Raw genomic sequence first — 20,360 nt, forward strand, 5'->3', positions numbered from 1 at the left:
CCCCATGCGCCAGCTGCTGGTCATCAACCCCAACACCTCGCACAGCGTCAGCGCGCTGCTGCAAACCCATGCGCAGGCCGCCGCTGGCCCGCAGGTGCAGGTGAAGACCGTGACAGCGCGCTTTGGCGCCCCCTACATTGCCTGCGAGGCCAGTTACGCCGTTGCCAGCCACGCGCTGCTGGACCGCTGGGCCGCAGCGTTGCAAGACAGCCCGCAGGCGCCCAATGCCATCCTGATTGGCTGCTTTGGCGACCCCGGCCTGCTGGCCTTGCGCCAAGGCAGTGCCGCACCCGTCACCGGGCTGGCCGAAGCCGCGTTTGCAGAGGCCGCGGCAATCGGTCGCTTCGCCGTCGTGACCGGCGGTGAGCGCTGGAAGCCCATGCTGGAGCGCCTGGCTTACGCACTGGGTCACGCACCCGCACTGGCCGGCATCCACACCGTGGCACCCAGCGGCGCCGAACTGGCCAGCGACCCGCAAGCTGCAGTGGCCCTGCTGACCAAGGCCTGCCAGGAGGCCGCCACGCAATGGAATGCCCAGTCCATCGTGCTTGGCGGTGCTGGGCTGGCAGGGCTGGCCGCGCTGATCCAACCCCATGTGCACATTCCGGTCATCGACAGCGTGCTGGCCGGCACCCGCCACGCGCTGGCCTTGCCCACCAGCCCCAACCCCGAGAACGGGTTTGACGTGCCTTGGTACAACCTGGCCCCCGAATTGATGGCACTGGGCAGTCGTAACAAGCTGCAGCAGGTGTAAGGCCTTGTAATCCGGGTCATCGCCCCAGCGCGCACGGCGTTGAAAGCGCATAAGCCGCCACCTCTGGCGGTACGGGCTCTGGCCCCTTTCACCGTATGAAGCACGCTTCTTCCCATTCCACACGGTTTTCTACCGGCCTGGTCCGCACGCTGCGTGCGGGCACAGCCGCCCTGGGGCTGCTGGCCCTGGTACACACGGCCCATGCGAACGACTGGACCCCACTATTGGGTGGTGGCGTCGGTGCTGCAGCTGGCGCGGTACTGGGTCAGTCCGTGGGTGGCAAAAGCGGTGCCGTGGTCGGTGGCGCGCTGGGCGGTGCCGCCGGTGCCGCAGTGACGACGCATGGATCAGGCCGCAATGGTGCGGTGATTGGCAGCGCCGTGGGCGGTGCTGCGGGTGCCGCGGTGGGGCAATCGGTAGGCGGGCGCAGTGGTGCAGTGGTGGGTGCCGGTTTAGGCGGTGCTGCGGGCGCTGGCGTAGGCCGCAGCGTGACCCAGCGCCAGTACCAGGCGCGTGGCTATGACCGTGGCGGACACTACGAACAAGCCAGCTACCGCCGCGACGACTACCGCCATGACTTTGGCCACCACGACCACCGCGGTTGGGACAAGCACCACCGCCACCATGGTCATGGCCACGACCGTGACCGCTACGACGACTAAGCCCGGCGCAACGCGTCAGCCGCGCAGGGTCTGGGCAAAAAAGGCCAGGGTGCGGTCCCACGCCAATTGCGCGGCGGCCGCATCAAAGCGCGGTGTGGTGTCGTTGTTGAACCCGTGCTGCGTGCCCGCGTACTGATAGGCCGTATAGCGCACACCCGCGGCCTTCAATGCTGCTTCGTATACGGGCCAGGCCGCGTTGATGCGCTCGTCCACCGCGGCAAAGTGCGCCAATAGCGGCGCCTTCACTTTGGCCGCATCTGCGGGGGCCGGCAGGTTGCCATAAAACGGCACGGCAGCTGCCAGCTCCGGCAGGCGCACCGACAGGATGTGGGCCATGCCCCCACCGTAGCAAAAGCCCACCGCACCCAGCTTGCCCGTGCCCTCGGCATGCGTCAGCAAATACCGGGACGCCGCCACAAAGTCTTCCTGCGTCTTGGTCTGGTCCAGCTTGGGGAACAGCTCGCGAGCCTTGTCTTCATCGCCGGGGTAGCCGCCCAAGGGTGTCAGCGCATCGGGCGCCAACACCAAGTAGCCCGCCAGCGCCAGGCGGCGGGCAATGTCCTCGATGTGGGGGTTGAGTCCGCGGTTTTCATGCACCACCAGAATGGTGGGCAGCTTGCCCGCAGTTTGCGCAGGACGCGCCAGATAGCCCTTGATGCTGCCGTAGCCGGCAGGTGAAGGAATGTCTACGGTGCGCGTGCTGATGCGCGCATCATCTTTGGGCACCACTTGGGCGGCCGCAAAGTTGGGGCTCAGCGCCGCCAGCAGCCCTGCGGCCGTCACGCCACCCACCGCAAACTTCTGGGCGCGCTCCAGAAACCCCCGGCGGTCCACGGTGCCGTGCACATAGGCATCAAACAGAATCAGCAGTTCCTGGTCAAAGTCCTGCGCGGTTTTGCGTTGCATGGGCTAGCCTCCCAAAAAAGAGGCCAGCTTAGCGGGAAAGCCGTTACGCCGCTGTGACTGCGCTCGTAACAGGGCTTTCACCCAGGGCCACTTCGCCGCCCAGCGCCTCCAGCAGATCCGGGATCAGCTGTACCAGCTCACCCGTGGCAATGGCCACGTCGGCATCAAAGTTGTCGTCCTTGCCATCCCCCGCGGCCTTGGCGGCTTCTTCAAACACGGTGTCCAGAAACGCAATTTTTTTGAGCTGCAAGGCCTCGGTCAGCACAAACGACACACGGTCGTTCCAGGTCATGGCCAGGCGCGTGGGCATCTTGCCCAGTGCAATGTGCTGGGCCACCTCATCCGTGTCCAGCGCATGGCGCGTGTAGCGCACCACGGCCTTGGATTCGTCCGCAGCCTTGAGTTCGCATTCGCGATCCACACTGAAGTCCGGGGGCGCCTCTTGCGTGCCCAGCCAATGCGCCATGGCCGTGGCCGGCGCCAGCTGGGTGTTGATCAGTTGCACGGCCAAGCCATCCACCGCCTTGATCAGCGCTGTCATGACTTCGTCGGCCTTGGCCTGGCTGCCTGCGTCCAGCACCAAACGCCCGGCCTTGGGGTCTATCCACACCTGCACGCTGGACTGCTTGGTAAACGCCATGGGCAACAGGGCCAGGCGGGCATCGTCACGGATCTCACGCGCCTCTTTCTTGCCGGGCTTGCGGCCGGTGGTGGCCTCAATCTGTTGCAGCTGTTCCTGCACCTTGCGCTTGACCACCGAGCCGGGCACGCTTTTGACCTCGATCATGAGCTTGAGCAGCCACTGGCCGCCCACGATCTCCACCAAGGGGCCGTGGGCCTGACCCCGGGGTTCGGTCCAGCCCACCGATTTCTCCTGGCTGGCGCCACATTCCACAAACCGCGCGCCATCCAGCGCCTCTTCCAACTGCGCCTGCGTTGTCGACCATGCCGACACCAGGCGGTACACCATCATGTTTTTGAACACTTTTGACCCATTTCTATAGACCCTGCATTTTCACGCAACTTTACAAACCCACATGGCGGCGCAATGGGACGGATACACAGGCCTCGCACACTTGCTTTCAACCTGATGCGATACCCGCTGCAGGTAGATGACCAAAGGAATACTCCATGAAACCCGTTTTCAAATCTCTTGTCGTGGCCAGTCTGTTGGCAGGTGCAGGTTTTTCCGTGATGGCGCAAAAGCCCGCCCCCGATGCTGCGGCCGAAGGCAAGCCCCGCATGGAACACCACCAGCGCATGGACCCCGCCAAGATGGAAGCAATGCATGCCAAGCGCGTGGCAGAACTCAAAACCAAACTGAAGATTACCGCCGCCCAGGAAGGCGCCTGGACCACCTTCACTGCCGCCATGAAGCCGCCTGCCCGTGACGCCAAGCAACGCCCTGACCGCGCCGAGCTGGACAAGCTGAGCACGCCGGAGCGCTTGGACAAAGTCCGCGCGCTGCGCACCCAGCACATGGCCGACATGCAAGCACAGATGGACAAGCGCGACGAAGCGACCAAGACGTTCTACGCCGTGCTAAGCCCCGAGCAGAAAAAACTGTTTGACGAAGAACACGCCCGCATGGGTGGCCACCGGGGTGGCGAGCGCAAATAAACTCAGGCCAGCAGCGTCTTGAGCTCGCCGCTGGCAATCAGGGCCTGCACGTCGGTGGCACCACCCACCAGCGTGCCCTTGACGAACACCATGGGAAACGTGGGCCAGCCGGTCCACAGTTTCAGCGCCGTGCGGCGGCGCCAGGTGTTGAGGTAGTTGCCGTATTCCAGGTAGGTGTAGGCCACGCCCGCGGCGTCCAGCGCCGCACGCGCCTTCTTGGGCATAGGGTTCAACCCCATGCCAACCACCACCACCGCATGCGCGGCGACTGCGGCCTGTACTTCTTGAACAATGTCCTGGTGGTGCCCGGCAATGCGTTCACGGATGGCGGGGTGGATGTGGGATTCATCCAGAACGGGGCGGGGCATAAGCAGTCCTCAAAGGGTTAGCTTTTTATTATGCGGTGGGCCCTTGATCTCCATCAAAATTTAGGGGCTGCTGTCGGCCTAGACTGGGTAGCATGGGCTTAGCACCATGACCACTCCATTTTTACCCCCACCCATCCGCACCATCACCCTGATGCGCCCCTTGGCGTGGTTGGGGCTGGCTTGGCACGACATGCTGCGCGCGGGTTGGGTGAGCTTTGCGCACGGCTTCGTGCTGGCGGCGTTTGGAGCCGCCATCGTGGCGGTGGCACACCACCGCTTCTGGCTGCTGGCTGGTGCGCTATCGGGCTTTCTGGTGGTGGCGCCTGTACTCGCGACCAGCCTGTACGCCCTGAGCCGCGCGCTGGAGCGCAAGGAAACCGCCGACTGGCGGGTGGTGGCCAAGACCTGGCTGAACTGGCAACACAGCCATTTCAACAAATGGGGCAACGACTACTGGTGCATGGTGCAGTTTGGTGCCCTGCTGGCCATCGCCGCCACCGGCTGGGTGCTCACCTCTGCCGCACTCATCACCCTGCTGGCCCCCATGCCGGTGAACACCCCCCTGGAGTTTGTGCGCCACGTTGTGCTGGCGCCCGACAGCTGGCTGTTTGAGCTGTGGCTGGCGCTGGGTGGCGTGCTGGCAGCACCCCTGTTTGCCTCCAGCGTGGTCTCCATGCCCCTGCTGCTGGACCGCCGTGTCACATTGATGCAGGCAGTGCTGACCAGCTGGCGGACCATCCTGGCCAACCCCGTACCCATGGCCCTGTGGGCGGCGCTCATCATGGGGTTCACGTTGCTGGGCTTGGGGTCGTTGCTGCTGGGTTTGATTCCGGTGATACCCATGCTGGGCCACGCCAGCTGGCATGCCTACCGCGAGCTGGTAGACGCCTCTGCCTTGCCTGCCAGAGAAGGCTACTCCGCTCCCTATGTCCGCCCCGGACCACGCTGATGTTTGGCTTTACCGAAGAGCAAATAGCCAGCTTTGGCCTCACCTTTGGGGTGGGCGGCTTCATGCTCTACATGCTATTCATCATTGGGCAGCTGGCGTGGGAATCCAAGGCGGGCAAATTCGGCACGTTTGTGCTGTTTTTGGGGCTAGCCTTTGGCATGGTGGGCTTTGCCGCCAAGTTCATCATCCAGTGGGTGCTGACCCGCTAGAACCGCGCAGCGGGTCAGCCCAGGGGACGAATGCCGATCAGCAGACCATGCAGCACAAAGGCGAACAGCGCCCAGGCTGCCACACCCACCGCCACGGTGATACCCGTGCCCCATGCAGTACCTGCCGGATACGCTGTGCCCAAGGCCCGGTCACGCCGGCGGCAAGCAATGAAATTGGCCACGGCCCACAGCAGGAAGGCACCAAACAACACGACGTGGGCCAGGTTGCCATTGGCCAGCAAATGCGCCAGGGCCCAGCTTTTGACTGCGAGCACCATGGGGTGGTGAAAACGCGCCTTGATGGCATTGCCCGGCACATAGGCCGCGGCCAACAAGACAAAGGCCAGCAGCGTGAGCAAGGCAGCCAGATGCCGCATGCCCGTGGGTGGGGTCCACAGCACCACCGGGGTCTCGCGTGCCACGCCAAACCCCCACACGATAAGCGCCAGGCCTGTGGCAGCCAACAGCGAATACACGCCTTTGTAAGCGCCCTCGCCCCAACGGGCCAGTGCCTGCGTGCGCCATGTGTCTGACACCATGCGCACCGAGTGCACACCCAAAAACACCAGCAAACCCAGCAGCAAATAGCCCATCACAACCCCTTGGTTACGCCACCGCGCCCTAGGCGCCCAGCACCCGGTTTTTGCCTGCGCGCTTGGCCAGGTACATGGCCTGGTCCGCACGGCGTATCGCGTTCCCAGGTTCTTCGTCCGCCGCCAGCTGCGCCACACCGGCACTGAAGGTGATCAACAGCTTCTCGGTACCGGCCAGAAAAAAGCGCTTGGTGAGTTCACGCTGCAAGCGGGTCATGGCTTCAATGCCCTTGTCCAGCGGGGTATCGGGCAGCAGAATCACAAACTCTTCACCACCGTAGCGGGCCAGTGTGTCTTGGGGGCGCATGCATTCGCGTGCCACCGCCGCCAAATGGCTCAGCGCGGCATCGCCCGTGGCATGGCCCAGGGTGTCGTTGAGCTTTTTGAAGTTGTCGATATCCAGCAAAGCCACGCTGAGCGGCAATTCCTTGCGGCGTACATGGGACACCTCGCGGTTCAAGGCCTCGTCCAAACCCTTGCGGTTCAGGGCACCCGTCAACGGGTCGTGCCGTGCCTGCGAGCTGACACGGTCCAGTTCCTGGTGCAGCCGGACCAGCTCTCCTTCTGACTGCACAGCGCGCCCGCGCAACACTTCCAACTCTTCACGCGAGGCTTGGCTCTCATGCGCCATGTTGCGGGTTGTGCTGACCACCTCTTTCAAGACAGGCGCAATGTCGGCCAAGGTCTTGGCTTGTTCGATCAAACGGGCACTTTCTTCCAGCTTCTGTTGAAAGGTCCCCGTGGACTGGCTCATCTGGGACAGGCGGTCAATAAAGGTCGCCACCATGGTGCGCATTTCTTCCTGCGTTTGCAGGGCACGCTGTTTAGCGTCTTTTTGTTTAAAAATAACGTCTTTTAAGCGGCGTTCCACGTCATCTAGGCGGCGTAGCGTCAACGGCGGCGTGGCGGCTTCCATCAGTGCGTCCATCTGGCCCTTGAGCCATTGCTCGTCCAGGCTGAGCTCGGCGACGTTTTCAAACACCAGGTGCAAGAGCTTCAGCAACGTCACCCGAATCTCGGCCTGGTCTTCCGCGGCAAACGAGAGACGGTGGCTGTAGTTCACCAGCATCAGCTTCACGGCAGCCACATCGGCGCCGGGTTGGCGCATGGCCTTGAGCAGGTTGTCGGTCTGTTCGTTGAAGCGAGCATCGTCCGAACCCAGGGCAGGCAAGGCATATTCAATCAAGCGCCCCATCTGGCCCAGAAATTCGGCAGAAATGGCGCTCGGTGCCGAGGGAACAGCATTCACAACCCCATTGGAAACGGGCGCTGCCGCAGCATCGGCTCCATTCATCGGAACAAAGCCGCCATAGGCAATGAGTGCCGACTTCACACCGTCCCAGTTCAGCCGGTCAATCGCATAGTCCAACAGGCCTTTCTGCTTTTGCTGGCCCGGTGTCTTGGCCGGCAGTCCCTGTGAAATGTCCCGCAGCATGTCGGCAGGGAAGTGCGGCACATGCGGGATACCCGCAATTTCGTTGTAGAGCGCCAAGTAGTTGGCTGGCGTGGGCGTGAGCTTGCGGGCAGTCAGTTGCTTGAGCGTTTCCCGGGCAATTTCAAATGCTTTTTTATCGGCCATAAACACCGTTTCAGGTAATTTTCAGGAACTCTTTGACTGCGCGCACAGTGCTTTGGGCATCCTCTTCCTGGGGCACATGCCCCAGTGGCTCAAACACCACCAGCCGCGCACCCGCAATATCTGCTGCAAAGTGCCTGCCATTGTCCAATGGAATCAGCCTGTCCTGCGCGCCCCAAAGGATCAAGGTGGGCAACTTCAGCGTTTTAATGTGTTCCACATGGTCCCAGCGCATTTGCCCAAAGCGCTGAACCAGTGCCGTGCGGTTGCCCGCCCGCAGGGTCAGCTCGTAATAGCGGTCCACCAACTCTGGCGTCACCTTGCTAGGGTCGCCATAGACATTGCGTACGCTGCTTTGGATCACACCGCGTGGCAGCGTGTATTCCATGAGTCTGCCTACGACAGGAGCGCGTGCCAGCCGAAACCCCAAAGGCACCGATTCCGATTGCATGGGATAACCGCCTGCATCTACCAAGATCAGCTGCGTTACGCGCTGAGGTTGGGCCACAGCAAACTCCCAGGCAATCTGCCCACCTAGGGAATTGCCGCCCAGCACCACGTGCTGCAGACCCAGGCTGTCCAGCACCTGCTGCACAAACTGCACATAGGCAGCCATCGAATAGTCATTCTGTGGGTGCGGGCCGGTCAAACCAAAGGCCGGCAAATCAAAGCGGATCACGCGCCGCGTGGCCGTGAGGTTCTGTGCCCACCCATCCCAGGTGTGGAGGCTGGCCGCCGTACCATGCAGCAACACAATGGGGTTGGGGTCATTGCGCGGCCCTTCGTCACGCAAGTGCACCTGCATGCCGGCTACCGACACAAACTGTGACGGCGCCTGCGCCCACCGGGCGGACAATTGCGCCACCGACCGGTCTGGTGCCCAGGTGGCAATGACGCCCGCGAACCCAAACACCAGCATCGCGATCAGCGACACACCCAAAATACGGACAACAAGTTTCATGGGGCTGAACTCTACCTGTCTCCACCCCCACCGTGTCAAAGAATAAACCTGTGCATAGATTTCGCATAAGCCAGTAGTTATCCACAGGCGGATGCCAAAACCCAAAGTTATCCCATTTCACGAAGCAAAACCAAAGCACAGTCACCCACAAGGGTTAAGCTTGTCTAAGTCTTTGATTCTGTTCAATAAAAGAGGCTTGTCCACACCGAAGGGCTTCCCTTATCTACTACTACTATCTTTAAATAAGTAACTTAAGTAAATAGCAAAGCGCATAACTTCCCTTCGTTGTTCCACTTTTTTGAAGCAATAAAAAAAGATGTGTACATCTGCAAAGAAGCCATCGCCAAGTCCGTGTTTGGGACCATCCATCAAGTAAGATTTGCCCGCTTCACACAACCGCCCTTTGCACATTTCCTCCATGCCAGTTTCTTCTGCGGGTTCTGCCCCAGGCCACAGCCCTGCAAGTTTTGAAATCAAAAGCGCCCAGCTCCCGCTGGTGGCCTTGCTGCTCAAAACCACCGACTGGACGCTCTTGGCCGAAGAACTGACGACGCAATTCGGCAGTGAAAGCGACAGCGCAGACTTTTTTGACCACGACGCGTTGGTCATCGATTTTTCGCATCTGCCGGTGGATACGCCAGTGCAGGACATGGTGCCGCTGCTCAAGGTGCTGCGCACCTGCAACCTGGTGCCCGTAGCGGTACGGGGCGCCAGCCCGCAATGGATGGCCGCGGCACTGGCCGTGGGCCTGGTGGAAGCGCCACCAGAAATCGTGCGCAGCAAGACGGCGGAAGCTCCCACACCCGCTAAAACCGTGGTGCAGGAAGTGGTCAAAGAGGTGGTGCGCGAAGTGCCCGGCCCCGCCACCATGGTGATCGACAAGCCCTTGCGCTCCGGCCAAAAGGTCTATGCGCGCAATGCCGATCTGGTCGTGCTGGCCATGGTCAACCAGGGTGCTGAGGTGGTGGCCGATGGCAACATCCATGTCTATGCACCTCTTCGTGGCAAGGCCATGGCCGGTGCGCGTGGCAACACCAACGCACGCATTTTTTCGCTCTGTCTGGAGCCAGAATTGATTTCCATCGCCGGTGTCTACCGCACCAGCGAAAATCCCTTGCCCAAGGATGTGCAGGGCAAGGCCGCCCAAGTGCGACTGAGTACCGATGGCCAGGAAAAGCTGCTCATAGAGCCGCTCAAGGCCTGAATCGACTGATATTTTTTATTTCGAAAGACATTTCACCCATGGCAAGAATCATTGTGGTTACCTCCGGCAAAGGTGGTGTGGGCAAGACGACGACCAGTGCCAGCTTCGCAACCGGTCTGGCCCTGCGTGGTCACAAGACGGCCGTGATCGACTTTGACGTGGGCCTGCGCAACCTGGACCTGATCATGGGTTGCGAACGCCGCGTGGTCTACGACCTGATCAACGTGATCCAGGGTGAGGCCAACCTGAACCAGGCCCTCATCAAGGACAAGCAGTGCGACAACCTCTACGTGTTGGCCGCCTCGCAAACCCGCGACAAGGACGCGCTCACCCAAGACGGCGTCGAAAAAGTACTGAAAGACCTGGGCGCGATGGACTTTGAGTTCATCGTCTGCGATTCGCCCGCTGGCATTGAAACCGGTGCGCTGATGGCCATGCATTTTGCCGATGAGGCCCTGGTGGTGACCAACCCCGAAGTGTCCAGCGTGCGCGACTCCGACCGCATCCTGGGCATGCTGGCCAGCAAGACCAAGCGCGCCATGGACGGTAGCGACCCGATCAAGGAACACCTGCTGATCACGCGCTACAACCCGGCCCGTGTAGACCAGGGCCAGATGCTGTCGCTGGAAGACATCCAGGACATCCTGCGCATCAAGCTCATTGGTGTGATTCCCGAGAGCGAATCCGTGCTGCAAGCGTCCAACCAGGGCGTGCCCGCCGTGCACATGCAGGGCAGCGACGTGTCCGAGGCCTACAAGGACGTGATCGACCGCTTCCTCGGTACCGACAAACCCATGCGCTTTACCGAAGCACCAAAACAAGGCCTGCTCAAGCGCCTGTTCGGAGGGAAATAAACCATGGCCTCCCTTCTGTCCTTTTTTCTTGGTGAGAAGAAGACCACGGCCAGCGTTGCGAAAGAGCGCCTGTCCATTCTTCTGGCCCACGAGCGCGCCGGCCGCAGTGCGTCCGAACCCGACTACCTGCCCGAACTACAGCGCGAGCTGGTCGCCGTGATCAGCAAGTACGTGAAGATCAATCCCGCCGACATCAAGGTCATCCAGGGCCGCCAGGACAACCTGGAAACCCTGGAAGTCAAGATCGAGTTGCCAGACGCCCGTTAACCCAGCGCAGATATTTGCTATGGTATTCATAGCTTCCTGCGCAATTTTGACGGGGGCTACAGGCCTATTTGGCTTCTGATCGCGCTGGCATCAGGCGTAGCAGCGTGATTTCAGAGGGCGCGCCAAAGCGCTTGGGGGGTCCCCAGTAGCCGGTGCCCCGGCTGGTGTAGACCCACAGCGCGCCCAGCTTGTGCAGGCCCGCGGTGAACGGCTGCTGAAAGCGCACAAAGTAGCCCCAGGGCCAGAACTGCCCCCCGTGGGTGTGGCCCGATAGCTGCAAATCAAACCCCGCCTGTTCCGCCGCCGCTGCACTGCGTGGTTGGTGTGCCAACAGCAGTTTGAACAAGGCTTGTTCAGGGGCTTGCGCCATCGCCGCCTGCGGGTCGCTGCGGTGGCTTTCATCAAAGTGGTGGGCACTGTAGTCGGCCACACCGGCCACCACCACCATGGCGCGTTCCGGGTCTTGCGTGTCGTTGCTGTGGTGAATCACCACATGCTCGTTCATCAGCACTTGCACGCCGAGTGCCCGCAACGCATCAATCCAGCTGTGTGCGCCTGAGTAGTACTCGTGGTTGCCCGTCACAAAAAAGGTGCCGTGGGTGGATTGCAGTTGCGCCAGCGGCGCAATGTGCTGGCCCAGTTCTTTCACGCTGCCGTCCACCAGGTCGCCGGTGATGGCCACCATGTGCGCACCCAGGCTGTTCACCCGGTCCACGATGCGTTGCAGGTAATGCGTCTTGATGGTGGGGCCCACGTGGATGTCACTGATCTGCGCCATGGTGAAGCCATGCAGGGCCTGCGGCAGGTTGGCAATGGGCACATCCACCCGTACCACAGCCGCAGTGCGGCGCGCGTTCCAGAAGCCCAGCACGGTCATCAGCAGCGCCAAAAGCGGCACGGCCTCAGCACTGGCGTGGCGCAGCACCGCCTTGTCCAGCGTCAATCCCACGGCTTGTGCGGCCCAGGCAGCCAACAACAGCACATCGCGCAACAGCGTGAGCACCAAGAGCGAGGAAAACAGCCCCATGCACAGCAGCCCAATCCACACCATGGCGGTACTCCAAGGGCCCCGCTTGGCACCGCGGCCCATCAGGCCGCGGGGTACCAGCAGGGCGGATACCACCAACACACCCCCTAGCAGCAGGCTGACGTCGGAGGGCAGATCAGGCAGCAACCGCCAGGCAATCAGCCCATGGAACAAGAGGGAAATCAGGGTAACCGGGGCAAAAGCCATGGTGTGCGCCACGTCGCGTGAAGGACGGCGGCAGAGTGGAAAGCTTGGTAGATGGTGCGTGAATCCTGGGGTTCAAGGGCTGGGGTGGGTCAGGCTGGTGTGGCCTGCGGCGCCGCTTGCACCAAAGCGCTGCTCGCTGAAGTGCGTTTCACCAACGTTCACACGCACCACACTGCAAGCCCGCGTTCCATAGCCGGGTGTGGCGATAAAAATGGCCGACAGGGCGCGCTCCAGCAACAGCGGTACCCCGGTGCGGGGCAGTTCAGCATCGGCCGCCAGCGCGCGCGATTGCAGCAGCGGCCACAGGTGTTCATCGTCTGTGTCACCCCGCGCGATACAAGCCGCCAAGCCGCCGCTGAGCTGGCGCAGCTTGGGCCAGGGCGTGTGGAAGTCGGCATTGGACACGGCGCCCAGGCCGGGTTGCAGTGCCACGATGCGAGCACCGCGGCTTTCCAGGCCCAGCAGGGTCTGGCCGTCAAACACCAGCAGGTTGAAGGGGTTGTAAGCGCTGGCTTCGGGTTGCAAAGCTTCCAGGTAAGCCTGGGCGCTGAGTGGGCTTCGCAAAAAATCGGCCACCAGCGCCCCGCGCGAAGGCGCGTCGGCGCGCGCAGGCGCCGCACTGCGGTAATTGGTGAGGGCCGCTACGCGGCCGCCAGGGCCCACACCCAGCCAGGTACCACCGGCTTGCAGATCACGTCCCGCCAAGATAGGGGCATCTGGCCAGTGGTGCAGCGGCTCGGCAGCGCGGGCGTAGAACTCGTCGCGGTTGCCCAGCAACAGCAGCGGCGTGGTGCTGCCGGGCTGCCAGTTCCAGGCGATCAGGCACATGGCTGGGCGCTCAGGGTGCGGAAGTGACGGACAGCGCCGTCCTGTCCACCACGCGGCGCAGCACAAAGCTGCTGTGCACGCCGGTCACACCCTCAATGCGTGTCAGCTTGTTGAGCAACAGCGCCTGGTAATGGTCCATATCGCGTACGGCCACCTTGATCTGGTAGTCGGCGTCTTGCCCGGTGATGAGCAGGCACTCCAGCACCTCCGGCAGCACGGCCACGCTGGCCTCAAAGTTGGCAAAGCGCTCGGGCGTGTGGCGGTCCATGGAGATGTGTACCAGCGCCATCAGCGAGAGCCCCAGCTTTTTGGCGTCCAGCAGCGCGCGGTAGCCCACAATCAGGCCGGATTCCTCCAGCGCCCGCACGCGGCGCAGGCACGGCGAGGGGGACAGGCCGATGCGGTCGGCCAAGTCCTGGTTGTTGATACGGCCGTCGGTCTGCAAAACTTCGAGGATTTGCTGGTCATAGCGGTCTAGTTTCATACTTCTGCCCTATTTCATACTAATATAAGCAGAGTATGCCAAACATTCAGCATATAGGCGCAATAACGCAATCATCTGCCCGCACCCCCGGCCTACATTGGAGTCCTCTGTTACCCACAGCCCCAAGCAGCACCGGCCACCCGCCAACGTTGCGCAGCCTAGCCCCACAAGGGCTCGTATTGCAAAACCCCACCCCGGGCGAATTCACCGCCCGGGGCGTTGTTTGATCTCCAAAATGCTACCAAATTCATAGCTGCCAGCGCATGTTTTACAGGGTCTAGCGGCCTGTTTGGCATATCAGTTAGCATGCGAGCCATGCCCCACGAATCCCCCCATGAGCCTCGTTTGACCCAGGCCTTGCGCCAGTTGCTGGCTGGCCAGCGCGTGGCGGCCTTGGGCACGCTGGATGGGCAAGGCCTGCCCTTTGTCTCCATGGTGCCGTTTGCCGTTGATCAGATTACCGGGCATCTCGTGGTGCACGTCAGTGGATTGGCACCGCACACCAGTAACCTGCTGCGCACGCCCCAAGTGTCGGTGCTCATCATGCAAGCCGAGGTGGCGGGTGAACCCGTGCACGCCCTGCCCCGCGTGAGCCTGGAGGGTGTGGCCACGGTGCTGGATCCACAAGAAGCCGCTTGGGCCCGTGGCCGCGCAGCCTATTTGGCGCGGTTTCCCGAGGCGGAGCCCATGACCCAGCTGGGCGATTTCCGGTTTGTAGGGATTGCCATTCACGCCGCCCGCCAGGTGGCGGGCTTTGGCGCGGCCCGCACGCTGGACGCAGCGGACCTGCAGCAGGTGCTGCGTTCCGCGGCCTAGACGCTGGCGGCGGTGCGGCCTTCGACGAAGGCCACCATCACTTTGGCAAAATCGGTGCCCTCGTGCCCTTGCTCCAGGCTTTGCAAGCTGGCGCTGTAGTGTGCGTCTCCCAGCACATGGCGGCGCTTGTGCAGCAGGTGGGCGCTGTAGTCCTCCACAAACTCGGGGTGGGGCTGGATGCACAGCACCTCCTGGCCCCTGGCATAGGCGGAAATCGGGCAACGGTCGCTGCTGGCCAGCAGCGTGGCGCCGGGCGGCAGCTCCAGCACCTGGTCTTGGTGGCTCGCCAAGAGGGCAAAACTGCCGCGGTTATCGCTGGCCGCCATGTCGGAGGCGTGCCAGGTGTAGGTGTTGCGCCCGGTCACCCAGCCCTGGGGCGCACGGCCTACCTTGGCGCCCATGCACAGGGCAATCAGCTGGTGGCCAAAACACACGCCCAGCAGTTTGGTGTCGGTGTCCAGCAGCGCGGTCACGCGGCGGCGCAGTTCCACCACCCAGGGTTCGTCGGAGAATGAATCGGCTTTGCTGCCGGTCAGCAACACGGCGTCGTAGCCATCGAAAGAGTCGGGGTACTGGAATTCGGGGGTGCTGAAGCGCTCCATGGTCCAGTCGGTGGCGCCAGCGTCGCGCAGCACGCGCTCCATCATCGCGGCGTAGTTGCCATAGGTGGGCACCAGCGCGGGGTCAATCGTGTCGTTGTCCAGAATGCAGATCTTCATACCCCGAATTTTCGCAGTTTCACCCATAAAACGACAGCTTTAGGGTCTTGCGTGCCAAAGTTACCCGTGTTTTTCACGTCCGTGCTACATTAGGGAGTCGCTTTTTGGCGATCGGCCGTGTTCTGGTATGCATGCCGCAACACATCCGCCCCCGGCAGTGGGGCCGCCGATTCCGGCCATTTCGCAGCGATCTGCAACCCGCCTTCCCACGGCACCGCAGTTTTTCCTTTTGAGCACGTCAGCCTCTGCCGCGGCCAGTGCGTTTGTATTTTTAATGATTCATAACCACAACAATATTGTTTCTTCGACACCAGTCACCATCGGCAAATACCGTATTGCCGCGTGCTCCAAGCCGCTTATCACTGGCCGCTTTGGCGCACAAGTTTCTATCGCCAGCGGCCGGGGTAGTGCCTCGACCGACCGAGTTTTGAGCTTTACCGACGACTTTTCGACCCCCGACGCAGCGGCCTGTTATGCCATTGCGCAAGGTATCCACTGGGTGCACGCTACCACCCGCCCCCAGTAAACTGTATCCCCCAAAGGAAACCACCATGGCCAAAGAAGATCTGATTGAAATGATGGGCGTTGTCAACGAAGTGTTGCCCGACACCCGTTTTCGCGTGACGCTGGACAACGGTCACCAACTGATTGCCTACTCCGCCGGCAAGATGCGCAAGAACCACATCCGCATCCTGGCGGGTGACCGCGTGTCGCTGGAGCTGTCGCCTTATGACCTGTCCAAGGGTCGCATCAATTTCCGTCACATCGAAGGCCGCGGCCCGATGACTCCTCGCCGCTAAAGCGAGACGGATAAAAAAACGGGGGCTATGCCCCCGTTTTGCGTTTCTATTTGCTAGATAAATCGTAGCTGCCAGCGCAGCGTCTATGCGGGCTAGCGCCCCAAAGACCCTGTGTGGTTGTTAAATCATTGTCTACCCAGCTGCAACGACTGTCCGTGCGACAGCTGCGTAGCCTGGTACGTCGGAGCCCCTGGCTGACCCTCGGCATCACCGCCCTGCCCCAACTTGAACACCGCCACCACCTGCACCAGGTCCTGCGCCTGGGCCTTCAGGCTGCTGGCAGCTGCGGCCATTTGTTCGACTAGCGCTGCGTTCTGTTGGGTGGCCTGGTCCATCTGGGTGACGGCTTCTCCTACCTGCGCCACTCCACTGCTTTGTTCACTGCTGGCTGCACTGATTTCTCCCATGATGTCGGTCACCCGTTTGATGCTGGTGACGACTTCGGTCATGGTGGAGCCGGCTTTGTCGACCAGGGCGGTTCCCTGTTCCACCCGCTCTACGCTGGTGCCAATCAAGGTTTTGATTTCTTTGGCAGCTTCTGCGGATCTTCCGGCCAAGGATCGGACTTCAGAGGCAACGACGGCAAAGCCTCTTCCCTGTTCCCCGGCTCTTGCCGCTTCTACGGCTGCGTTCAGGGCCAGGATGTTGGTCTGGAAGGCGATTCCGTCGATGACGCTGATGATGTCGGCGATCTTTCGACTGGACTCGTTGATGCCTTTCATGGTTTCCACGACTTGGCCGACGACTTCTCCGCCTTGGATGGCGACCGTAGAGGCATTCATGGCTAGCTGATTGGCCTGGCGGGCGGAGTCGGCGTTTTGTTTGACGGTGGAGCCGAGTTCTTCCATGGAGGCGGCGGTTTCTTCCAGGGCGCTGGCTTGTTGTTCGGTGCGGGCGGAGAGGTCGTGGTTGCCTTGGGCGATCTCGGCGCTGGCGGTGGCTACTGATTCACTACCTTGGCGCACCTGGCCCACCACGCTGGCCAGGTTGGTCTGCATGCGCTCCAGCGCCATCAGCAACTGGCCGGTTTCGTTGGTGGAATGCACGTGGATGGGCTGGGACAGATCGCCTTCGGCAATCCGGCTGGCCACGCCCACCACTGTGTTGATAGGACTGGTGATGGAGCGGATCAGCCACAGAGCGGCCGCGGCCGCGGCCACCACCGCCACCAGCAGTGCCACCAGCATGACGGTGCGCGCCGTGGTGAAGCTGTTGTCGCTGTTGTTGCTCGCAGTCACCGCGCCGTCGTGATTCAGGTCAGTGAGCTTTTTGACGCCGGCCTTGAGGCCGTCGTAAGTGGCCTTGGATTCACTCTCCAGCATCTTGCGTGCGGGGAACTTATCGCGTTTGGTGGACATGTCCACCAACTGCGTATGCTGCTCCAGGTATTTTTTCCAGTCGGCCTCGAAGGTGGCGTAAATCGCCCTCTCCTCGGGGCTGTCAATGAACTTGGCGTAATCGCCACGCACTTTTTCAATCGAGGCTATCGCCTCGACCATTACCTTGTTGATGCGTTCCATTGCGACTTCATCGCTGTTTTGCACGTGCTGGCTTTCAAGGGTCCGCAGTTCGGCAATGCCGGACTGCAGGGTACCCACCAGCTCAATGCTGGGCAGCCAGTCGCCGGTGATCTGTTGCGTGTTGGCGCGCATGGCCTGCATTTGCAGGATAGCAACGACCACCACCCCCACCAGCAATGCCGTCAACAAACCCATCGCGCTGATCAAGCGTGTTGAGATCTTGAGATTCTTCAATTCCATAGCCCGCGTCTCCTCGTATTTTTAATAGGGCAACTTCATTTAACCTGCAAACAGGTGCGCTGGCAATCCAGGGCTGTCGACCTCCACAGAAAAAAGGGCACCTGCCAACGGTTGCTGCAGCAATTGTGGCTCACTCAGGCCTGTACAAGCGCTGGAAATGAACAGGGTTTTCAAGTCCTTGCCGCCAAATGCGCAGTTGGTGATCTGGCTGGCGGGCAATGGGATGCGCAGCAGTTCCAGCGCCGTGTCCGGATCATGGCAGGTGACACAAGCACCGCCCCAGTGGGCGATCCAGATGCGCCCAGCTGCGTCGGTGGTCATGCCATCGGGCAGGCCATCGTCGGGCCCCATTTGCAGCCAGACGGTACCGGTGCCGAGTGTTCCTGCGATCGGGTCAAACGGGTAAGCCATGACGCGCCCGCGCACCGTGTCATTGGCGTACAGCGTGCGCTGGTCCAGCGACCAGGTAGGCCCGTTGGTGACACTCACGCCCGTGTGCATGCGGGCGCACTGGGAGCCGCCCATGTAGCGGTACCAGGCACCGTTGGGAGCCCGGCACGCCATATCCATGGTGCCGACCCAAAAGCGGCCCCGCACATCGCACTTGCCGTCGTTGAAGCGGTTACCGGGTTGGGCCGGTTCTGGCTGGTGCAGACGCTCCAGGCGCCCGGTGTCGGTGTCAAAAAACGCCAAGTCACGCCGCAGCGTGACCAACAGGCCAGGGCCATTGGCGCGCTCGGCAACTGCGGTGATTTCTTCGGAAAATTCCCAGCTGTCCCGCACCTTCTGGGCGGGGCTGAACCGGTGCAGCTGGTGGCCCAAGATGTCCACCCAGTACAGCGCCTGCTCCCGCACCGACCAGACGGTGCCCTCGCCCAGCAGGGCTTGGGCACTCCAGACGCTGCGCGCCTCCCCCCGCACCACAGGCAGTGGACAGGAGGTCGGCAGCGCCATGGCTAACGCGGACATCAGTGGGAGTCGCGCGGCACCCCAGCTCCACTGCCACCGACCAGGAAGTCCAGGTCGGCGCCCAGGTGGGCCTGCTGCACGGTTTCCACGTACAGCTTGTACCAGCCGCGCTTGGGTTTTTCGGGGGCTTGCCAGGCCGCCAGGCGGCGCGCCAGCTCTTCGTCCGAGATCTCCAGGTGCAGCTTGCGCTCGGGCACATTGAGTTCAATGATGTCGCCGTTTTGCACCACAGCCAGGGGGCCGCCGGCGGCGGCTTCTGGCGAGGTGTGCAGCACCGTGGTGCCGTAGGCGGTACCGCTCATGCGGGCATCCGAGATGCGCACCATGTCGGTAATGCCCTTTTGCAGCACCTTGGGAGGCAGGGGCATATTGCCCACTTCCGCCATGCCGGGGTAGCCGCGCGGGCCGCAGTTCTTCAGCACCATGACGCTGTTTTCGTCGATGTCCAGATCCGGATCATCAATGCGGGCGTGGAAGTCTTCAATCGACTCGAACACCACCGCCGGGCCGCGGTGGTGCAGCAGGTGCTTGGAGGCCGCAGAGGGCTTGATCACCGCGCCATTGGGCGCCAAGTTGCCACGGACCACGGCAATACCGGCGGCGGGCATGAAGGGCTCAGCCACGGTCTTGATCACATCGCGGTTGTAGCAAGGGGCGTTTTCCACATTTTCGCGGATGGTCTTGCCGTTCACCGTCAGGCAGTCGCTGTGCAGCAAAGGCAGAATTTCACGCATCACCGCGGGCAGGCCACCGGCGTAGCAGAAGTCTTCCATCAGGTACTTGCCCGAGGGTTGCAGGTTCAGGATGTTGTTCACTTCCGAACCCAACTTGTCGAAGTCTTCGAGCTTCAGCTCCACGCCCAAGCGACCGGCAATGGCCAAGAGGTGGATCACCGCGTTGGTGGAGCCACCAATGGCCGCGTTGGTACGGATGGCGTTCTCAAACGCCTTGCGCGTCACGATCTGCGACATCTTGATGTCCTGCTTGACCATTTCCACAATGCGGCGGCCAGTCAACTGGGCCAGGCGCTTGCGGCGTGTGTCAGCGGCGGGGATGGCCGCGTTTTCGGGCAGGGAAATGCCCAAGGCTTCCACCATGCTGGCCATGGTGGAGGCGGTGCCCATGGTCATACACGTGCCGGTGGAGCGGTGCATATCGCTTTCGCAGGACGAAAACTCTTGCATGGTCATTTCGCCAGCGCGCACCATTTCGGACATTTGCCACACGCCAGTGCCAGAACCCACGTCTTTGCCGCGGAACTTGCCGTTGAGCATGGGGCCACCGGACAGGCCAATGGTGGGCAAGTCGCAGCTGGCCGCACCCATCATCAAGGAGGGGGTGGTCTTGTCGCAGCCCATGAGCAGCACGACGCCGTCGATCGGGTTGCCACGGATGCTTTCTTCCACATCCATCGATGCGAGATTGCGGAACAGCATGGCGGTGGGGCGCAGCTGGGTTTCGCCCAGTGACATGACGGGGAATTCGAGCGGGAAGCCACCGGCTTCGTACACACCGCGCTTCACGAATTCGGCCAGCTCACGGAAGTGGCCGTTGCAGGGTGTCAGTTCGCTCCAGGTGTTGCAGATGCCGATGACGGGACGCCCATCCAGCAGGTCATGCGGGTAACCCTGGTTTTTGAGCCAGCTGCGGTGAACAAAACCATCACGGTCTTGGCGGCCGAACCAGGCTTGGCTGCGGCGGAATGGGGGTTTGGGGGAATCCATGAATGTGTGCCTCGTTTTGGTTGGAGGAGGGCCTCCGGTTCTTGACAACAGGCATGGTAACAATGCACAGTGATAATAGAAAATGAATTTAGTAGCGATTCAT

Annotated in this window: 24 protein-coding genes; 11 read left to right on the top strand and 13 right to left on the bottom strand. The window is 61.8% G+C overall.

The annotated features are described in order from the left end of the window. Positions 1-4 precede the first annotated feature (4 nt). Together AC097R_RS01760 and AC097R_RS01765 are read left to right on the top strand one after the other, a co-directional pair. Positions 5-754 (top strand): aspartate/glutamate racemase family protein, encoded by a 750-nt coding sequence (locus AC097R_RS01760; RefSeq protein ID WP_479595883.1) that lies wholly within the window; start codon positions 5-7, stop codon positions 752-754. Positions 755-849: 95 nt separating this feature from the next. Further along, complete coding sequence (locus tag AC097R_RS01765; protein ID WP_479595884.1) at positions 850-1,416, top strand: glycine zipper domain-containing protein; 567 nt, start codon at positions 850-852, stop codon at positions 1,414-1,416. A 15-nt stretch (positions 1,417-1,431) separates the two neighbouring features. On the opposite strand, the gene AC097R_RS01770 is transcribed toward AC097R_RS01765, so the two are convergent. Both AC097R_RS01770 and AC097R_RS01775 read right to left on the bottom strand, forming a co-directional pair. Next, positions 1,432-2,322 carry a dienelactone hydrolase family protein gene (locus AC097R_RS01770; RefSeq protein ID WP_479595885.1) on the bottom strand — a complete coding sequence of 297 codons (891 nt, stop codon included), beginning with the start codon at positions 2,320-2,322 and terminating at the stop codon, positions 1,432-1,434. 43 nt (positions 2,323-2,365) lie between these two features. Continuing rightward, positions 2,366-3,307 (bottom strand): recombination-associated protein RdgC, encoded by a 942-nt coding sequence (locus tag AC097R_RS01775; protein WP_479595886.1) that lies wholly within the window; start codon positions 3,305-3,307, stop codon positions 2,366-2,368. Positions 3,308-3,453: 146 nt separating this feature from the next. Here AC097R_RS01775 and AC097R_RS01780 point away from each other — a divergent pair, with 146 nt between their 5' ends. After that, the gene (locus AC097R_RS01780) at positions 3,454-3,942 is read left to right on the top strand and encodes a Spy/CpxP family protein refolding chaperone (RefSeq protein ID WP_479595887.1); all 489 of its coding nucleotides are present in this window, start codon (positions 3,454-3,456) and stop codon (positions 3,940-3,942) included. Between the two features lie 2 nt (positions 3,943-3,944). Here AC097R_RS01780 and AC097R_RS01785 read toward each other — a convergent pair whose 3' ends face one another. Continuing rightward, a complete protein-coding gene (locus tag AC097R_RS01785; RefSeq protein WP_477886454.1) occupies positions 3,945-4,310 on the bottom strand; it encodes a glutaredoxin in 366 nt (121 codons plus the stop codon). A 106-nt stretch (positions 4,311-4,416) separates the two neighbouring features. Here AC097R_RS01785 and AC097R_RS01790 point away from each other — a divergent pair, with 106 nt between their 5' ends. Both AC097R_RS01790 and AC097R_RS01795 read left to right on the top strand, forming a co-directional pair. After that, positions 4,417-5,259 carry a DUF2189 domain-containing protein gene (locus tag AC097R_RS01790; RefSeq protein WP_479595888.1) on the top strand — a complete coding sequence of 281 codons (843 nt, stop codon included), beginning with the start codon at positions 4,417-4,419 and terminating at the stop codon, positions 5,257-5,259. Further along, a complete protein-coding gene (locus AC097R_RS01795) occupies positions 5,259-5,468 on the top strand; it encodes a DUF2788 domain-containing protein (protein WP_479595889.1) in 210 nt (69 codons plus the stop codon). Before AC097R_RS01790 ends, AC097R_RS01795 begins: the two co-directional genes overlap by 1 nt. 14 nt (positions 5,469-5,482) lie before the next feature. Here AC097R_RS01795 and AC097R_RS01800 read toward each other — a convergent pair whose 3' ends face one another. Genes AC097R_RS01800 through AC097R_RS01810 form a run of 3 tightly spaced genes read right to left on the bottom strand, consistent with a single transcriptional unit; the run spans position 5,483 to position 8,598 of the window. Then, on the bottom strand, positions 5,483-6,061 hold the full coding sequence (locus tag AC097R_RS01800) for an NnrU family protein (RefSeq protein ID WP_479595890.1): 579 nt from the start codon (positions 6,059-6,061) through the stop codon (positions 5,483-5,485). Positions 6,062-6,089: 28 nt separating this feature from the next. After that, positions 6,090-7,640, bottom strand: coding sequence for a GGDEF domain-containing protein (locus tag AC097R_RS01805; protein ID WP_479595891.1), 1,551 nt, complete (start codon positions 7,638-7,640; stop codon positions 6,090-6,092). Positions 7,641-7,650: 10 nt separating this feature from the next. Beyond that, positions 7,651-8,598, bottom strand: coding sequence for an alpha/beta fold hydrolase (locus AC097R_RS01810; protein ID WP_479595892.1), 948 nt, complete (start codon positions 8,596-8,598; stop codon positions 7,651-7,653). A 418-nt stretch (positions 8,599-9,016) separates the two neighbouring features. Here AC097R_RS01810 and minC point away from each other — a divergent pair, with 418 nt between their 5' ends. Genes minC through minE form a run of 3 tightly spaced genes read left to right on the top strand, consistent with a single transcriptional unit; the run spans position 9,017 to position 10,923 of the window. Next, on the top strand, positions 9,017-9,802 hold the full coding sequence (gene minC / locus AC097R_RS01815) for a septum site-determining protein MinC (RefSeq protein ID WP_479595893.1): 786 nt from the start codon (positions 9,017-9,019) through the stop codon (positions 9,800-9,802). Positions 9,803-9,840: 38 nt separating this feature from the next. Beyond that, positions 9,841-10,656, top strand: a complete 816-nt coding sequence (gene minD, locus AC097R_RS01820; RefSeq protein WP_479595894.1) for a septum site-determining protein MinD — start codon at positions 9,841-9,843, stop codon at positions 10,654-10,656. Between the two features lie 3 nt (positions 10,657-10,659). Then, positions 10,660-10,923 (top strand): cell division topological specificity factor MinE, encoded by a 264-nt coding sequence (gene minE / locus AC097R_RS01825; RefSeq protein WP_479595895.1) that lies wholly within the window; start codon positions 10,660-10,662, stop codon positions 10,921-10,923. 64 nt (positions 10,924-10,987) lie between these two features. Here the strand turns inward: minE and AC097R_RS01830 are convergent, their stop codons facing one another. From AC097R_RS01830 to AC097R_RS01840, 3 genes are all read right to left on the bottom strand, one after another. After that, positions 10,988-12,157 (bottom strand): metallophosphoesterase, encoded by a 1,170-nt coding sequence (locus AC097R_RS01830; RefSeq protein ID WP_479595896.1) that lies wholly within the window; start codon positions 12,155-12,157, stop codon positions 10,988-10,990. Positions 12,158-12,229: 72 nt separating this feature from the next. Further along, on the bottom strand, positions 12,230-12,985 hold the full coding sequence (locus AC097R_RS01835; RefSeq protein WP_479595897.1) for an NRDE family protein: 756 nt from the start codon (positions 12,983-12,985) through the stop codon (positions 12,230-12,232). A 10-nt stretch (positions 12,986-12,995) separates the two neighbouring features. After that, positions 12,996-13,469, bottom strand: coding sequence for an Lrp/AsnC family transcriptional regulator (locus tag AC097R_RS01840; RefSeq protein ID WP_310343925.1), 474 nt, complete (start codon positions 13,467-13,469; stop codon positions 12,996-12,998). 315 nt (positions 13,470-13,784) lie between these two features. On the opposite strand from AC097R_RS01840, the gene AC097R_RS01845 reads away from it, so the two are divergent. Beyond that, entirely contained in the window at positions 13,785-14,285 is a 501-nt protein-coding gene (locus AC097R_RS01845) for a HugZ family pyridoxamine 5'-phosphate oxidase (protein ID WP_479595898.1), read from the top strand. On the opposite strand, the gene AC097R_RS01850 is transcribed toward AC097R_RS01845, so the two are convergent. Further along, on the bottom strand, positions 14,282-15,004 hold the full coding sequence (locus tag AC097R_RS01850) for a glutamine amidotransferase-related protein (protein ID WP_479595899.1): 723 nt from the start codon (positions 15,002-15,004) through the stop codon (positions 14,282-14,284). The genes AC097R_RS01845 and AC097R_RS01850 overlap by 4 nt on opposite strands. Positions 15,005-15,233: 229 nt before the next feature. Between AC097R_RS01850 and AC097R_RS01855 the strand changes: the two genes are divergently transcribed. Together AC097R_RS01855 and infA are read left to right on the top strand one after the other, a co-directional pair. Continuing rightward, positions 15,234-15,530 (top strand): hypothetical protein, encoded by a 297-nt coding sequence (locus AC097R_RS01855; protein ID WP_479595900.1) that lies wholly within the window; start codon positions 15,234-15,236, stop codon positions 15,528-15,530. Between the two features lie 25 nt (positions 15,531-15,555). Continuing rightward, positions 15,556-15,804, top strand: coding sequence for a translation initiation factor IF-1 (gene infA / locus AC097R_RS01860; protein WP_087495722.1), 249 nt, complete (start codon positions 15,556-15,558; stop codon positions 15,802-15,804). Between the two features lie 125 nt (positions 15,805-15,929). On the opposite strand, the gene AC097R_RS01865 is transcribed toward infA, so the two are convergent. From AC097R_RS01865 to AC097R_RS01875, 3 genes are read right to left on the bottom strand one after another with little or no spacing between them, the layout of a single operon-like run. Continuing rightward, complete coding sequence (locus AC097R_RS01865; protein ID WP_479595901.1) at positions 15,930-17,564, bottom strand: methyl-accepting chemotaxis protein; 1,635 nt, start codon at positions 17,562-17,564, stop codon at positions 15,930-15,932. A gap of 39 nt (positions 17,565-17,603) precedes the next feature. Continuing rightward, positions 17,604-18,533 (bottom strand): SMP-30/gluconolactonase/LRE family protein, encoded by a 930-nt coding sequence (locus AC097R_RS01870; RefSeq protein ID WP_479595902.1) that lies wholly within the window; start codon positions 18,531-18,533, stop codon positions 17,604-17,606. Next, positions 18,533-20,257 carry an IlvD/Edd family dehydratase gene (locus AC097R_RS01875; RefSeq protein WP_479595903.1) on the bottom strand — a complete coding sequence of 575 codons (1,725 nt, stop codon included), beginning with the start codon at positions 20,255-20,257 and terminating at the stop codon, positions 18,533-18,535. Before AC097R_RS01875 ends, AC097R_RS01870 begins: the two co-directional genes overlap by 1 nt. Positions 20,258-20,360 lie beyond the last annotated feature (103 nt).

This window comes from Rhodoferax sp. ZS1R25 (genome assembly GCF_056521335.1).